Source organism: Flavobacterium sp., from assembly GCF_027484945.1.
In the GTDB taxonomy this organism is placed as follows: Bacteria; Bacteroidota; Bacteroidia; order Flavobacteriales; family Flavobacteriaceae; genus Flavobacterium.
Genome location: NZ_JAIXRZ010000031.1, coordinates 1 through 15,944, shown reverse-complemented (window position 1 = coordinate 15,944; position 15,944 = coordinate 1). Strand labels below are relative to the sequence as shown.

The following is a 15,944-nucleotide window of genomic DNA, read 5'->3' as shown; positions in this document are numbered from 1 at the left end:
TTAACATCTATAGTAGCAATATGACACAGATTTTCAATCTTTTTTTACTGCTCCATATTCTTGGTGGGTCATTAGGATTGCTATTCGGTATGTTGGTTATCATTCGTAGAAAAGGAGATAAAACCCATGCACTGCTAGGAAAAGGTTATGCAATCATGATGCTAGTTACTGGAGGGTCAGCCCTTGTACTCGCGGGGTTACATTTGAACTATTTTCTTGGATTAATCGGTATTTTTTCGCTTTACATGGTTGGGTCGGGAATACGGTATAGTATACATCATCAAAAAAGAAGTACGCGCATTAACCTTTCGATTATCGATTGGATGATTACACTTATTATGCTAGTTGCAGGTATTGTATTTGTTTGGATTGGTGCAATTTCTTTAATTCACAGGAATTGGTTTGGATTGGTGTTTTTAACTTTTGGGAGTATCGGACTCCTATTTGTACACCAAGATTTTCAAAATTTCAATGACAAAGCAAGGATTGAAAATTATTGGCTCACTGGTCATCTACAACGGATGATGGGTAGCTATAGTGCAGCAACAACTGCATTTTTGGTTGTCAATGCAAACGATTTACACTTGGGAATTCCCAATTTTATCTATTGGTTATTACCAACCTTTATTTTTACACCGTTAATCATAAAATGGAGTAAACAATAAATGGGATAATTACTTTTTTGATCTCATGTCAATAATAAAAATAGTCCGATTAAGTCTTACCAATTTAAGAGATTACTTTCTAGGGTGGATAAATATATTTAATGTTAGTAAGTTACATACTCCGTTATCTCCAATCCATAACCAATCATCCCTACACGTTTGGCTTGATAGCTATTAGTAATTAGTCGGATTTTTGATATATCAATATCGTGAAGTATTTGTGCACCAATACCAAAATCTTTGGCATCCATTTTTAATTGAGGTGTTTCTAGATTCCCTTCGAGTTGAAGCTGTTTTAATTCGGAAACCCGGTTTAAAAGTTCACTAGGATCGCGCTCACTATTAATAAAAATAACCGCGCCTTTTTGTTCTTTATTGATTAATTGAAAAACATCATCCAATTTTTTATCCCTATAACCGCTTAAGGTATTCAATAGGTCACTATACGCGGGTGAAGATATAATACGGGTTAATATCGCTTCACCGCTATTCCAACTTCCTTTGGTAAGTGTAATGTGAACTTGTTTATTGGTTATTTGTTGATACGCACGTAAGCGGAAAGATCCATATTTGGTTTGTACTTGAAAATCTTCTTTCTTTTGTATAAGGCTATCGTGTTGCATACGATATGCAACTAATGCCTCGATAGAAACTAATTTCAAATCAAAACGTTTAGCAACTTCAACTAATTGAGGTAACCGCGCCATAGTTCCGTCTTCATTCATGATTTCCACAATTACGCCAGCAGGCTTAAAACCAGCTAAGCGCGCAAAATCAATTGCAGCTTCCGTATGCCCCGTTCGGCGTAAGACCCCTCCAGGCTTAGCTGTTAATGGAAATATATGTCCCGGACGTGCAAGGTCAAAAGGTTTGGTATCATCATTTACAAGCGCTAAAATCGTTTTTGCTCGGTCTGCTGCTGATATTCCGGTAGTTACGCCATGTCCCTTTAAATCAACCGAAACAGTAAATGCAGTCTCCATATGGTCGGTATTGTTTTTAACCATGGAATGCAGTTCTAATTCACTACACCTTTTTTCAGTTAAAGGAGCACAAATTAAACCTCGACCGTGTGTTGCCATAAAATTGATCATTTCGGGAGTAACCGTTTCTGCAGCAGCAAGAAAATCTCCTTCATTTTCACGGTCTTCATCATCGACAACGATAATTACGTTACCTTGGCGAATGGCTTCTATCGCTTCTTCAATTGTATTAAGCTGTATTGGTTCAGGCATTATTTTTTGTACTAGAGTTGTTAATTTGATTTTGAATGTACCAATAGTTTAAAGGGAAAAAGGGAAAAGCAGTTAATAAGCTAATCACAATTCCGGGTTCAAACCCTGGAGCATTTTTGTGAATTTCTTGTTGTAATTTATAAACATAAATAAGTAACATAATCAATGCTGCGAATAATCCCACTAAAAGAATAGTAGTATTAATAATGACAGTTAGTATCGCAACAAAAAATACAATTCCATACAAGAGCAGCGCTTTATTGTTCATTTTTATAACCATCTCATAATTTAGATTGGATAAATCGATAGGTTCTATCGTTTTTAAACCATTTCCATTTTCTGAAGCTATTTTATCAGGCGAGGGGGGTAATTGTGTTATGTCTTCTTTTGATTTCTTTTTAAAGAATTTTAAAATGGGTTCCGTTATGACATCAAACGTTACCATACCTCCAATGTCGTTAATTGCCCGATAGGTTAGGAGTAGTGCTAAGGGTAAAAGAATTAGCGAGGAGAGCCATACTCCGAGAAAAGGTGAAATTCCATTTTCTTGTGCTAAGCGTTTTCCAAAGGTATTGATAAAGTGAAAAATTATAAAAATGATTACCGAGAAAACGATAGGCAAACCAATTCCCCCTTTACGTATAATAGCACCCAATGGTGCTCCAATAAAGAACATTAATATACATGAAAATGCTATCATGAATTTATCAAATATCGCAATCCAATGTTTATTGATATTTTTTTGTTTTGCTTCCATTTCAAAAGCAGCACTGTCTAAGTTAAATCCTGCATTTTCAACATTACTGTAGGCAAAACGATAGACTTCTTTTTTTTGATCGGAGGTTAAATAGGCAGTTATATCCTTGGCGGGCATTGTTTTATTAAACTTTTGCATACCTGTATTTGGAGTTATAATTCCTGTTCGGGCATAACTGTTCTCACCATATGATTTTGCTTCTTGCTTATAGTTATTGTTTAACGAGTCTAGCGTATAGCGCAATTCGTTGATGTTTAACATCGTAAATGTATTGCTTAAATCCATCCCGTTTTGACTCTCTTGATTTAGTTTTGATAAATCAATATTAAAAACATCCCGTTTAAATGTTCCTTTCGCAAATGGAATTTTATTTCGATCTTCAAATTTGGTGGCAACATCTTCATAGTACGTACCGTCATGTAAAACCAATTTTAGAGTATTTGAATCTTCACTACTAATCAGTTCACCCGTTTTTGCTTTTATCACTGTTGTATTTCCCCCGCCATTACTATCGGTTCGATGTATTGTGATGTTTTCTAGAAAATTTCCCTTCTCGCCCCGTTTTTTCATCACTTTTATACTGTAATTGCCAATTTCACTAAATTGTCCTTCAGCAATTGCAAGAGCTGGTTTCAATTGGGCTATATTTCTACGAAAATTTATAAACTTATATTCGGCATAGGGAATGACATTGTTTGCAAAAAAGAATGAAACTACTGAAAGAAGTAAAATAAAATACGTTAAATAACGTAACGAACGTTGAAAAGAAATGCCAGAGGATTTCATGGCTGCAAACTCATAATTTTCTGCCAAGCTTCCAAATGTCATAATCGAAGCTAAAAGTACCGAAAGTGGAAGAACCATTGGTACAATGCGCGGCATGGCGAATAACAAGAATTTAATCACCATCAACGTATCCAAGTCTTTGCCAGCTAACTCTGAAATAAAAAGCCAAACGGTTTGAAGGATGAAAATAAAAAAGAGGATTACAAAAACCGAAGTGAATGTAATCCAAAAAGACTTTAATAAATACCGATCGATTATTTTCACCGAAACTAGTCTAATTTATTGATGTAGTATTTTGGGTACTTGTTTGCCACAAACGTAAACTGATTTTTCGAAAGCGGTTGATTGGTTTTAAAACTGGTTACGGTCAAGGTTGTTCGCGTTCCATTTTTTCCAATTTCGATTAAGTTGTAAATTGTTTTTGTTTGGGTATCAATACCAAGTAAGATTTCTTTACGTTGGTCTTTGGTGTTGTTGGGAACTAATTTGACCAATTGTATTTTACGACCATTGATATTTTGTTGAATGTCCCAAGTGTATTTATATCCACTATTGAAGAAGGTGAGCATTTTGTTTGGAGTAACAGCCTTTTCATCATTTTCATTTACATTAGAAATGGTTACTTCTTCATCTTCTGGAACAATGGTATAGGTTTTTCTACCATCAAATATTTTGGTAGCTCCCATGAAATTCAGAACATATTTATTGCCTTGCAACGTAACATTTCCTTTACTTTCTTGGTTGATATTTTCTTTCAAATTATTTAAACTATACTTGAAATCGATGACTATATTGTCAAAACTTTTGATTTTTGCGGTAACTTGATCCAATAACGTCTTGGCCTTTTTATCTTGTGAATGACCAGAAATTGCAATAGTTAGGGTGATAATTACCACTAAAAATTTTTTCATTTTAATTCTCGTTTTGTTCATTGTTAAAAAAATGTTCTAAAGCTACAAGATCAGGAATATTTACCGATCGCGCTTTACTTCCCTCAAAAGGACCAACAATTCCAGCTGCTTCTAATTGATCAATTAGACGTCCAGCACGGTTGTAGCCTAACTTTAACTTACGTTGCAATAATGATGCCGAACCTTGTTGTGCTGTTACAATAATTTCGGCTGCTTCCCGAAACATAGAATCCCGTTCAGAAATGTCAAATTCTAAATTTACATTAGCGCCTTCTTCGCCAACATATTCCGGAAGTAAATATGCTGTTGCATAGGCTTTTTGTGAACCAATAAAATCAACAATTTTATCTACCTCAGGGGTGTCTACAAAAGCACATTGTACCCGCACTAAATCATTACCATTGGTGTAGAGTAAATCACCTCGACCTATTAATTGATCGGCACCTTGGGTATCAAGTATAGTACGTGAATCAATTTTTGACGTTACACGAAAAGCTATTCGTGCGGGGAAATTAGCTTTAATTATACCTGTAATTACATTTACAGAAGGACGTTGTGTAGCGATAATTAAATGTATCCCAATAGCGCGTGCCAACTGGGCCAAACGTGCAATAGGCGTTTCCACTTCCTTACCGGCGGTCATTATTAAGTCGGCAAATTCGTCTACAACCAATACGATATAGGGTAAAAACCGATGTCCATTTTCAGGATTAAGTTTTCGGGACTTAAATTTCTCATTATATTCTTTGATATTACGAACCATGGCATCTTTAAGCAACGAATAACGGTTGTCCATCTCAATACATAATGAATTTAACGTATTGATTACTTTGGTGTTATCAGTAATAATAGCATCTTCAGTATCGGGAAGTTTTGCTAAATAATGCCGTTCAATTTTATTAAATAAGGTTAATTCTACTTTTTTAGGATCAACCAAAACAAATTTTACTTCAGCAGGATGTTTTTTATAGAGTAGCGAAGTCAATACAGCATTCAATCCAACTGATTTTCCTTGACCCGTTGCACCTGCCATTAATAAATGAGGCATTTTAGCCAAATCAACTACAAAGGTTTCATTGGAAATGGTTTTACCAAGTGCAATAGGAAGCTCCATTTCTGCCTCTTGAAACCGTGAAGCCGAAATCACCGTTTTCATTGGCACCATGGTAGGGTTTTTATTTGGAACTTCAATACCTATTGTCCCTTTTCCTGGGATCGGTGCTATAATTCGAATTCCTAATGCGGATAGTGAAAGCGCAATATCATCCTCCAAACTTTTTATTTTAGAAATTCGAATACCCGCTTCGGGTACAATTTCATATAAGGTTACAGAAGGGCCAACTGTTGCTTTGATTTGAGCAATGTCAATTTTGTAATTGCGTAAGGTTTCAACAATACGATTTTTATTTTCCTCTAATTCTTCTTGATTGATTGTGATGCCAACACTAGCATAGTCTTTTAATAAATCAATAGTTGGGAATTTATAATTGGAAAGTTCAAGCGTTGGATCAAATAAACCAAAATCTTCTACCAATTTTGCGGCTAAATTCTCCACAATTACTTCCTCATCTTGCGATTTTTCAATAACAAAAGCTTCATCATTGGTTTTGATGATTTCTTTTTCTGTAGTTGAATGTGGATTTTCAGTCGGTTCGTTTGTAAGCAAAACTGGTTCGATATCCGGTTCATGTATGGGTTCTATGCCCGATTTTGAGGGGGTCAAATCTATTCCAGAATAACTTGAAATCGTGGGTTTTAAATCTTCTTTATTAATTTCAAATTGCGACTTGGTTTGTGTGGTATCCTCAATTTTAAAGTTGGACTCACCCTCGTTTTCTTCAACAGCATATTCTTCTAAATTGTAGGCTGTATCTCCGTTTTCACTCGCGTTCAAGTCGTTTAAGGCGTCTAAATCTGCTTGCATCGCTGCTTTTTTCTTTTCAAAATAAGTTTTTATTCCGTCAGGAGAAAGGCGAATTTTAAAAATCAAATAGATGATTACACAAAAAATCAGCACCAAAAGGGTACCCGTTTTACCTATATAATCTTGGATAAAAGCATTGGATTCATAGCCAATTTTCCCACCCAATTCCGGTATTGCATCTGCAAAAAAGCCCAGCAATAGGGAAAGAACGATTAATGCATAAAGGTCCCAAAACCAAGTGTTTTTCAACCGTTTTAAGGGAATGTCAATTGCCAAATAGACTCCTGTTGTGAAGAATAATTTAACAAATAAAAAGGAGGCTATACCGAAACCATCAAAGATAAATACTTCTGCAATCCATGCCCCGAGTTTTCCTAACCAATTTTGTGCTTCCTTACTACGGTCAATAAATGCATTGGCTATGCTTTGGTCTTCTTGTCCGTTAACAAAATAGGATACAAATGCTACCATTAAGGCCACAGAGAAAAGAAGCAATAGGCAACCTAAAATAAATTTATATTGCCTAGTTGTTTTAATTTTTTTTAGGGTATCGTTATCCGTTTCAGTACGGTTATCTACAGTTGATTTCTTGGCCATTATTTAGCTAAATTTGTATAAAAGTAGCAAAAAAAATTATAAGATTTTAGGGAGATAGATCATTGCTCCGATGGCAACTCCTGTAAGCGCTGCAAAAAGAACTGCACCAGCAGCAATATCTTTTATAAATCCAATTTTATCGTGGTATTCGGGGTGAATAAAATCGGCAATTTTTTCTGAGGCTGTATTCAACCCTTCAATCGAAATGATTAAACCTATGGCAAATGTTTGCAACATCCATTCGGTCATTGAGATATTAAAGTAAAATCCAGCAAATGTCATTACAGTTCCTATTGCTAACTGAACCATTACACTATGTTCGGTTGTAGCAAGCTTGTAAGCACCTAAAAAAGCATATTTAAAACTTTTTAATCGTCCAGTAAAGAACGATCGATCGCGTTGAAATTCCATATTTTTATTTTAGAGCTTCTAAAGCAGCATCATAATTAGGCTCATTGGCAATTTCTGTTACCAATTCCGCATGTTTTACAGTTCCATTTTCGTCGATTACAATCACTGCTCTTGCATGCAATCCAGCTAAAACACTATCGGTAATTTCTAAACCATAATTTTTACCAAAAGCTCCCGACTTAAAATCAGATAAATTAATTACGTTTTCTAAGCCTTCAACACCACAAAAACGTTTTTGAGCAAAAGGTAAATCACGAGAAATACAAAGTACTTTAGTGTTTTCTAGGGCCGAAGCTTTAGCGTTAAATGTGCGAACTGAAGTAGCGCATGTTGGGGTGTCGATACTTGGGAAAATATTTAATACTACTTTAGTTCCTGCAAAATCGGCTAGAGTAGTGGTTGATAAATCTAATTTTACTAGTTCAAATTCAGGAGCTTTTGAACCTATTTCAGGTAAACTTCCTGAAGTGTGAACGGGGTTTCCGCCTAATGTGATTTGTGCCATAATTATAAATAAAATACGTACTGCAAAAATACTATTTTATCACAAACAAATCACCTCAATTTTTTAAATTTTAGTAGTAATTCTTGAAATGTAAAATAAAAAAGCGCCCCAATTGGAGCGCATTGCTTTATTTGTCTATCGATCCTAAAACCCGCTGCATAAAATCATTGAGCGCTGTTTTTTTATCTTTGCCATCCTTTATCATTTTGTGAACTTCTAAAGCTCCATAAAGATTGGAAATCAACTCACCTAAAACGTCCAACTCTTCGTCTTTTAACGTCTCTATTTCCGTTAGGTGCTCTAAGACTTCAATCGTTTCGATGATATAATCTTGATCGTTATCTTCGATAAATTGTGTTAAATGCTTGATTACCGGTAGTTTCATCTTAAAGGACTTCTTGAACCAATGCCGTTAAAACTTCTGCTTTATTGGTTTGGGTTTGGTTGATTAAAGCACCGTTTTTAAAGGTAGCAAATGTGGGTAAATTATCAACTTTAGCTAATTGTCGTGAATTAGGAAATTGCTCTGCATCCACAATTAAGAAAGGAATTCCTTCATTTTGTGCGGCCAACATTTTAAACTTCGGTTTCATGATACGACAATTCCCGCACCACGAAGCGGCATATTGTACAATTACCGTTTCGTTATTGGCAATAATTTCTGCTAAATTATCGTGTTCTAATTCTTGAAACATGGTTATGAGTTTACGGATTAAAGGTATCCCAATTGCTAAAATTAGGATACCAATAACTTGTGATTAATGATTAGATAAATAGGATGCAGTACTTGAACGATCGGCATTCATTGCGTCTTTTCCTTTTTCCCAATTGGCAGGACAAACTTCACCTTTCGTTTGAACATGGGTATACGCGTCAATTAATCGCAAATATTCGTGAACATTACGACCAAGTGGCATATCGTTAACACTTTCATGAAAAATTTTACCCGTTTCATCAATTAAATAGGTAGCGCGATAGGTTACATTAGAACCTTCTAACAAAATAGAATCGGTATCTTCATTGTATTCACCCGCTTCAATATCTAAAATACCTAAAGTTGACGATAAATTACGTGTCGTATCTGCCAATAAAGGGTAGGTTACACCCTCTATACCTCCATTGTTTTTGGCCGTATTTAGCCAAGCAAAGTGAACTTCGTTTGTATCGCAAGACGCACCTATAACCATCGTATTACGCGATTCAAATTCTTCAAGAGCAGCTTGAAATGCATGCAATTCGGTAGGACAAACAAAAGTGAAATCTTTTGGATACCAAAAAAGCAAAACTTTTTTATTGTTTTTTACCGCCTCGTCTAAAACGTTAATGCGCAAATTATCACCCATGAACGAAATCGCGTCTACGGTGATGTTTGGGAATTTTTTTCCAACTAATGACATGTGTATTGAGTTTAATTATTAATAAATTTCTACATTACAAAGGTAGGTAAACCTTTAGGTAATAATATTAGTTTTTATTATAAGTTCTTATTATTGAATAGATTTTGATTATTGTGTTTGATTGTATGAAAGATTTCCAATCAAATAAAAGTTTATATTTGTTTTTTCCAATAATAAGGCAATTATATCTATGAAATTTTCAAACTTATTTCGAAAGAAATCCGTACATGACATCTTAAATCAAGTGGCTAAAAATGAAGCTGATGGACACCAATCTTTAGGCAAGCATCTTTCAGCTAGGGATTTAACCTCGTTTGGAATTGCAGCAATAATTGGAGCTGGAATCTTTAGTACTATTGGAAAAGCAAGCGCCGATGGCGGACCTGCAGTTATCTTTTTATTCTTATTTACAGCAGTTGCCTGTAGTTTTGCAGCGTTTGCCTATGCCGAATTTGCTTCAATGGTTCCTGTGTCAGGGAGTGCTTATACCTATTCGTATGTTGCTTTTGGCGAAATTGTAGCTTGGATCATTGGTTGGGCATTAATCATGGAATATGCTATCGGGAATATCACGGTTGCTATTTCTTGGAGTGATTATTTTACCGGACTTTTAGAAAGTGGTGGTATTCATTTACCCCAATGGATTCAAATGGATTACCTTACGGCTTCCAATGGTTTTAAGGAAGCTACAACGCTAATGCAAAGTGGAAAAACTTTTGAAAATTTAAGTGAAAGTTTGCAGGCATCCTACATCGCGTGGACTTCTGCACCTTCGGTTGGAGGAATTCATTTGGTTGCTGATTTACCGGCCTTGTTGATCATTGTTGGGATTACTTTTTTGGTTTATCGTGGAATGAAAGAGTCGCGTAATGCCAGCAATTTAATGGTAGTGGTAAAATTATGTATTATTTTACTGGTTATTGCAGTTGGTATATTTTATGTGGATACGGATAATTGGAGTCCATTTGCCCCCAATGGAGTAACGGGCGTTTTAAAAGGTGTTTCGGCAGTGTTTTTTGCCTACATCGGTTTTGATGCAATTTCTACTACCGCAGAGGAATGTAAAGATCCACAACGCGATTTGCCCAAAGGGATGATGTGGGCAATTATTATTTGTACTATTCTCTATATTGTTATTGCCTTAGTGCTTACAGGTATGGTTTCATATGAAAGTTTAAACGTGGGTGATCCGCTTGCTTTTGTATTTGAGAAATTAAATTTAAAATGGATGTCTGGTATCATTGCGGTAAGTGCAGTAGTTGCTATGGCAAGTGTATTACTGGTCTTTCAAATGGGGCAACCGCGGATTTGGATGAGTATGAGTCGAGATGGATTATTGCCCAAACGGTATGCCAAAGTACATCCCAAATACAAAACGCCTTCTTATGCTACTATAGTAACAGGATTTGTGGTCGCGATTCCCGCATTGTTTTTAAACCTCACGATGGTAACGGATTTGTGTAGCATTGGAACCTTATTTGCTTTTGTTTTGGTTTGTGCAGGTGTTTTGGTGCTCCAAAATAAACCCGATGTACCTCGCGGTAAATTCAAAACCCCTTACATCAACGCTAAATTTATTTTTCCATCAATGTTGTTGCTTGGTTTTGTTTGTGCACTGCAATTTTTCAATCAAGAAGTGGCCAATTTTGTAACCAACGCCCCCAAATTAAATGATGCACATACTTTGGTTACTTCGTTAAACAGCAACCAAGCGAAAGAGGTCACCAACCATCTGTATGATTTAAAGTTAATTAAAAATAAAGAAGTTGATTTAGAAGCTACGTTAAGTAATTTTGAACAAGATGCCAAAGCCTACCATTCTCTAGTAGATTCGCTACCTATCGCTCAAGAATTGAAATACGAATCGGGATTTTCGTTGTTTAAACACAAAATACCCATGTGGATTTTTCTAATTACGTTAGTTGCATTAGCCGCTTGGGCTTACCAAAAGAATTTATCGTTAATTCCATTGTTGGGATTAGTGAGTTGTTTATATATGATGGCCGAATTGAGTGTATGGAACTGGATTTACTTTTCAATCTGGTTGTTAATAGGTTTAACTATTTATTTCGGATTTAGTTACAAAAACAGTAAGTTGAATAATTCCGTTGTTTAAGTTTATAAAAAAATCTGCCTAACTGTAGGCAGATTCTTTATGATGTTGATTGAAGTTGATTAGATTATATCGAGCTGTCGCATACAATCGATCATTTTTTCATATGTTCGTTCGATATCATTATCCAATCCGATTGAAAAACGAATTAAACCATCGGTTAATCCCATTTCTTTTTGTTCATCTAATGGAATTTCACTCGAAGTTGACGTTCCAGGTGCGCTAAATAACGTTTTGTAAAAACCTAGACTTACGGCAAGGTAACCCAAGTTATTGTGTTGCATTAATTCCATTAAAGCATTGGCTTGATCTAAAGTTCCTACATCGAGCGTCATCATTCCGCCATAGCCATATTCATGATTCATTTGTTGGGACAATATCGTGTGACTCGGATGGCTATTTAATCCAGGGTAAACTACTTTTAGACCGTCTTGTTCAAATTTTTTTGCTAGAAAAGTGGCATTATAACTGTGTTGCTTCATACGGATATGCAACGTTCGTAGGTTTTTCAAAATTGAAGCCGAACGGAAACTGTCCATGGTCGGCCCCAAGAGCATACATGCACCATCATTGACATTGCGTAAATCATCAATAAATTGTTGAGTACCACAAATAACACCCCCAACGGTATCGCTACTGCCGTTTATAAATTTTGTCAAACTATGAATCACCACATCTGCTCCGAGTTTAACGGGTGCAACTTGTAACGGTGAAAAGGTATTGTCGACCACTAATTTAATATTGTGTTTTTTTGCAAGTGCAGCCAAACTTTTGATATCTGCAACTTCCAATAATGGATTACTCACCGTTTCGCAATATAGTACTTTCGTATTTGAAGTGATGGCCGCCTCTACAAGATCGAGTTTGGTAATATCAACAAATTTTGTTTGGATTTGCCATTTTGGCAACATATTTTTCATAAATGCATAAGTTCCTCCATAGATTGTGCGACTGGATACTATAGCGTCACCACTTGCGCATAATTGCATTAATACAGAGGTAATTGCACCCATTCCAGAAGCCGTTACATTGGCTGCTTCTGTACCTTCCAAAGCGGCAAGTGCCTTTCCTAAGTAAAGGTTCATTGGTGAGGAGTGACGGGAATATAAATAGCATCCTTCGGCATTTCCCTCAAAGGTGTCAAACATGGTTTTTGCCGATAGAAAAGTATAGGTAGATGAATCAGAAATAGAAGGATTGACACCTCCAAATTCGCCAAAATACTGTAAATCTTGAATGTTATCTGCCGGTTTAAATTCAGAAAAGTGTTCGTTTTGCATCGTGAATATGTTTTTAAATTATTTCAAAATTGAACAATTCTTTAGTAATATTCAATTAAAATTTTGATAACTAGAAAATAAAACTATAAAAATTGATTAATTAAGAAAAAAAATCTAAATTTGAAATTGAAAATATCATCGTGTAGAAAACCTTTCCAATGGATGTTATAGATAAAAAAATACTGCGATTAGTACAGCAAGATGCCCGCATGACCAATAAAGAAATGGCATTAAAACTTCAAATGTCTGTTACAGCGGTCTATGAACGTATTCGTAAATTGGAGCGAGAAGGGGTTGTGAAAAAGTATGTTGCGTTGTTGGATCGTACTAAAATTGATAAAGCATTTGTGGTGTTTTGCCATGTGAAACTGATCCAACATGCCAAAGATTATTTAATGCGATTTGAATCAGAAGTGATCAAATTACCTGAAGTTTTAGAATGCTTTCATGTGAGTGGTGATTATGATTATATATTAAAAATTGCCGTTAAGGATATGGAAACCTATCGCGATTTTATGGTTACTAAATTAACCGGATTGCAACATATTGGGAGTACCCATAGTTCATTTATGATTGGTGAAATTAAGAACAGTACGGCATTTGAAATGGAATCGAACTAAGTTGATTAAAAAAAACAATTATTTATCATTCAATCGCTTCTGTTTGTAGGTGACTATTTTTAATTTGGGTTTCAATTTAATACTTTCAAAAACAAGATTTTCTATCTTTACACACAAATTCCTGTACTATGAAAGTTATTGCGGTTATTCCAGCTCGCTATGCATCCACCCGTTTTCCGGCTAAATTGATGCAAGATTTGTGTGGTGCTCCAGTAATTGTTCGTACGTATCAATCAGCTGTGCAAACGCAATTATTTGATGAAGTTTTTGTGGTAACTGATTCACAAGAAATTTATGATGTCATTTTTCACCATGGAGGAAAGGCGATTCGGAGCCAAGGTGTTCATGAGAGTGGCAGTGATCGAATTGCTGAAGCAGTTGCCGATTTAGAGGCCGATATTGTTGTCAATATACAAGGGGATGAGCCCTTTGTAGATCGTGAACCATTAGCACAAGTTATAGCCGTTTTTGAAAATGACCTAAATCAATCCATCGATTTAGCGTCACTAATGTTTGAAATTACCGATCCAAATGAAATAAACAACCCCAACAATGTTAAAGTCGTTGTTGATGATCAGGGTTTTGCGCTCTATTTTTCGCGTTCTGTGATTCCCTATCCCCGAGAAATTAATGTTGGTTTTCGGTATATGAAACATGTAGGGGTTTATGCCTTTCGAAAGCAAGCATTATTGGCTTTTGCGCAATTGCCTATGCGACCACTTGAAGCTTCAGAGAAATTAGAACAGCTTCGATATCTTGAATATGGCAAACGCATCCGAATGGTTGAAACTACCCATGTTGGAATTGGTATTGATACCCCAGAAGATTTAGAAAAGGCAAGATTACTTTGGTCAAAACCGAATTGAAATAGCTTTTAGAGTAATTTCATTCTTCGATCTTTACGATTGTTCTAATTTTCTGTACAAAATTTAATTCAATAGCTACTATACAATCTCTTCATTATCAAAATAGCCTTTACTTTTAATCTTTGTCGAGAAGAAATTTAAAAAAAGTAGAACAAACGATAAGAAAAACATTGCTTGTACACTTACGAGTACTTTGCCATAGGTTGTAATAGGATAATAATCTCCAAATCCTATTGAATTGGCACTTACCATGCTAAAGTAGACCGAGTCAAACCAGTGAACAAAAGGTCTATTCATTTGATTTCCAAGGGTATATAATACGGCAAACGAGACCACAATTTCAAGATAATTAAATAGTAAAAGTAACATCGATCTTTTGTACGATCGGGGTCGTAAAAATAAGTCGGAAGCAAAAATAAGTGTGGGAATATATAGTACCGTCTCCAGCAAAAGAAATACCATAGTGTAAATCACCCAATTTTCCGATTGTAGTTCATAAATTAAAATAAACCAAGGGAAAGCCATTTTAAGTAAAATATAAAGATCCATCGACAAATCTTGGTATTCGTAACCTAATCGACAACAGAAATGTTTGATGTAAACCCCTGGGAAAAGTAATTGAGTAGCGGATAAAAAAAGTCTTACGATCTTTTCAATTCCATTATCGTATTCATGATCATTATTCCAAATCGCCCGAATATTAAGAATCCGTCGTTGAATAGGATTAAAACGAGGACGGTTACGGTGTGTAAATTTTCCAACGAGTAATTTTTTAATAAATGTCATTAACGTAGCTTTTTAATGGTAAATAATTCATTGTGGTCTTCGACTTTAGGATACATGCGTAAAGAATAATTTTCAGTAAACTTTTTACGATAATCCAAATTCCGTGCGCGATCTTTATCACTAATAACCATAGTGTTGAATAGGATAAACCCATCGGGATGTAAGAGTGAATTGATACGCTGAATAAAAAAATCTTGAAATAGAAAATTGGGCATTTTTGTATCTTGAAAAATGTCAATGATAATTAAGTTATAGTTTTCTTTTGTTTTTAGAACAAATTCAAAAGCATCATCAGTTATCAATTGCAAATTAGAATACCGTCCAATATTAAAATACTCTTGCGCAATTTGGAGTATCTCAGGGTCGATTTCTACCCCCGTAATTTGACCTTTAAATTTAACTTCATTAACCAAAGTCTCAATAACGCTCCCTCCTGCAACACCTAATATAAGTATGGATTGAAATGAACGAATGCGATCAAAGCCTATGTATTTTAATCCTTTACGTAAAATACGTTGAAGGCTACCAAAGGAATAATTGGTATTTTTGCTATCCAATACCAACTGCCCATTGTTCCAACTTACTTCAAGGGTTTTGCTCAAATCCGATTTTTTCTTGACCACATTAATAGGGAAAAAGAAGCTTAGGTATTTGGCCAACATTGCATTAGGTCATTTAAGGTTTAAGTTCTAAATTTACACAAAATTTATGGGATGAAAAAACGGCTCTACGAATTTATTTTTTACAAACTTTTGGGGTGGAAACTCATAGGAAATTTTGATCCAGAAGTTAAGAAATGTGTTATTGCTGTTCTTCCGCATACCTCAAACTTAGATTTTTTTATAGGACTTTTGGTTCGAGGAATTGTAAATCAGCAAATGAATTTTGTGGGAAAAAAAGAGTTGTTTATGTTCCCGTTAGGTTATTACTTTCGGGCTATTGGGGGAGCTCCATTAGATCGTAGTGGCGGTAAAAATCGTGTTGATGCGATTGTAGAAGTTTTTAATTCGCGGGAGATTTTTCGTTTGGGAATTGCTCCCGAAGGTACCCGAAAGCACGTAACTGAAATTAGAACCGGCTTTTATTTTATT

General features: G+C 35.4%; 17 protein-coding genes. 5 read left to right on the top strand and 12 right to left on the bottom strand.

The features are described from left to right. Positions 1–20 precede the first annotated feature (20 nt). Positions 21–665, top strand: a complete 645-nt coding sequence (locus Q0039_RS04875; RefSeq protein WP_297509929.1) for a hypothetical protein — start codon at positions 21–23, stop codon at positions 663–665. Between the two features lie 104 nt (positions 666–769). On the opposite strand, the gene ribB is transcribed toward Q0039_RS04875, so the two are convergent. The 9 genes from ribB to Q0039_RS04830 form a co-directional block, all read right to left on the bottom strand. Further along, a complete protein-coding gene (gene ribB, locus Q0039_RS04870; RefSeq protein ID WP_297509927.1) occupies positions 770–1,900 on the bottom strand; it encodes a 3,4-dihydroxy-2-butanone-4-phosphate synthase in 1,131 nt (376 codons plus the stop codon). Further along, positions 1,893–3,707, bottom strand: coding sequence for an LptF/LptG family permease (locus tag Q0039_RS04865; RefSeq protein WP_366520877.1), 1,815 nt, complete (start codon positions 3,705–3,707; stop codon positions 1,893–1,895). The genes ribB and Q0039_RS04865 overlap by 8 nt, the downstream gene beginning before the upstream one ends. 5 nt (positions 3,708–3,712) lie before the next feature. Then, the gene (locus Q0039_RS04860) at positions 3,713–4,354 is read right to left on the bottom strand and encodes an outer membrane lipoprotein carrier protein LolA (protein ID WP_297509925.1); all 642 of its coding nucleotides are present in this window, start codon (positions 4,352–4,354) and stop codon (positions 3,713–3,715) included. 1 nt (position 4,355) lies between these two features. Further along, entirely contained in the window at positions 4,356–6,875 is a 2,520-nt protein-coding gene (locus Q0039_RS04855; RefSeq protein WP_297509922.1) for a DNA translocase FtsK, read from the bottom strand. 36 nt (positions 6,876–6,911) lie between these two features. Further along, positions 6,912–7,286, bottom strand: a complete 375-nt coding sequence (locus Q0039_RS04850; RefSeq protein ID WP_297509920.1) for a diacylglycerol kinase family protein — start codon at positions 7,284–7,286, stop codon at positions 6,912–6,914. Between the two features lie 4 nt (positions 7,287–7,290). Next, entirely contained in the window at positions 7,291–7,791 is a 501-nt protein-coding gene (gene tpx / locus Q0039_RS04845; protein ID WP_297509918.1) for a thiol peroxidase, read from the bottom strand. A gap of 127 nt (positions 7,792–7,918) precedes the next feature. Further along, a complete protein-coding gene (locus tag Q0039_RS04840; RefSeq protein WP_297509915.1) occupies positions 7,919–8,176 on the bottom strand; it encodes a hypothetical protein in 258 nt (85 codons plus the stop codon). A gap of 1 nt (position 8,177) precedes the next feature. Then, the gene (locus Q0039_RS04835) at positions 8,178–8,486 is read right to left on the bottom strand and encodes a thioredoxin family protein (protein ID WP_297509912.1); all 309 of its coding nucleotides are present in this window, start codon (positions 8,484–8,486) and stop codon (positions 8,178–8,180) included. Between the two features lie 63 nt (positions 8,487–8,549). Continuing rightward, positions 8,550–9,188 (bottom strand): peroxiredoxin, encoded by a 639-nt coding sequence (locus tag Q0039_RS04830; protein WP_297509909.1) that lies wholly within the window; start codon positions 9,186–9,188, stop codon positions 8,550–8,552. A 190-nt stretch (positions 9,189–9,378) separates the two neighbouring features. Between Q0039_RS04830 and Q0039_RS04825 the strand changes: the two genes are divergently transcribed. After that, entirely contained in the window at positions 9,379–11,304 is a 1,926-nt protein-coding gene (locus Q0039_RS04825) for an amino acid permease (protein ID WP_297509907.1), read from the top strand. A gap of 59 nt (positions 11,305–11,363) precedes the next feature. Here the strand turns inward: Q0039_RS04825 and Q0039_RS04820 are convergent, their stop codons facing one another. Then, positions 11,364–12,581: an aminotransferase class I/II-fold pyridoxal phosphate-dependent enzyme gene (locus tag Q0039_RS04820; protein ID WP_297509904.1), complete on the bottom strand. Its 1,218-nt coding sequence runs from the start codon at positions 12,579–12,581 to the stop codon at positions 11,364–11,366. Positions 12,582–12,739: 158 nt separating this feature from the next. On the opposite strand from Q0039_RS04820, the gene Q0039_RS04815 reads away from it, so the two are divergent. Both Q0039_RS04815 and kdsB read left to right on the top strand, forming a co-directional pair. Continuing rightward, positions 12,740–13,201: an Lrp/AsnC family transcriptional regulator gene (locus Q0039_RS04815; RefSeq protein ID WP_297509901.1), complete on the top strand. Its 462-nt coding sequence runs from the start codon at positions 12,740–12,742 to the stop codon at positions 13,199–13,201. 128 nt (positions 13,202–13,329) lie between these two features. After that, positions 13,330–14,067, top strand: coding sequence for a 3-deoxy-manno-octulosonate cytidylyltransferase (gene kdsB / locus Q0039_RS04810; protein WP_297509898.1), 738 nt, complete (start codon positions 13,330–13,332; stop codon positions 14,065–14,067). A 78-nt stretch (positions 14,068–14,145) separates the two neighbouring features. Here the strand turns inward: kdsB and Q0039_RS04805 are convergent, their stop codons facing one another. Together Q0039_RS04805 and Q0039_RS04800 are read right to left on the bottom strand one after the other, a co-directional pair. Next, positions 14,146–14,853: a potassium channel family protein gene (locus Q0039_RS04805; protein ID WP_297509896.1), complete on the bottom strand. Its 708-nt coding sequence runs from the start codon at positions 14,851–14,853 to the stop codon at positions 14,146–14,148. Further along, positions 14,853–15,515: a fused MFS/spermidine synthase gene (locus Q0039_RS04800; RefSeq protein WP_297509893.1), complete on the bottom strand. Its 663-nt coding sequence runs from the start codon at positions 15,513–15,515 to the stop codon at positions 14,853–14,855. The genes Q0039_RS04805 and Q0039_RS04800 overlap by 1 nt, the downstream gene beginning before the upstream one ends. Positions 15,516–15,566: 51 nt before the next feature. On the opposite strand from Q0039_RS04800, the gene Q0039_RS04795 reads away from it, so the two are divergent. After that, the coding region (locus Q0039_RS04795; RefSeq protein ID WP_297509889.1) for a 1-acyl-sn-glycerol-3-phosphate acyltransferase at positions 15,567–15,944 on the top strand (378 nt) is incomplete at its 3' end.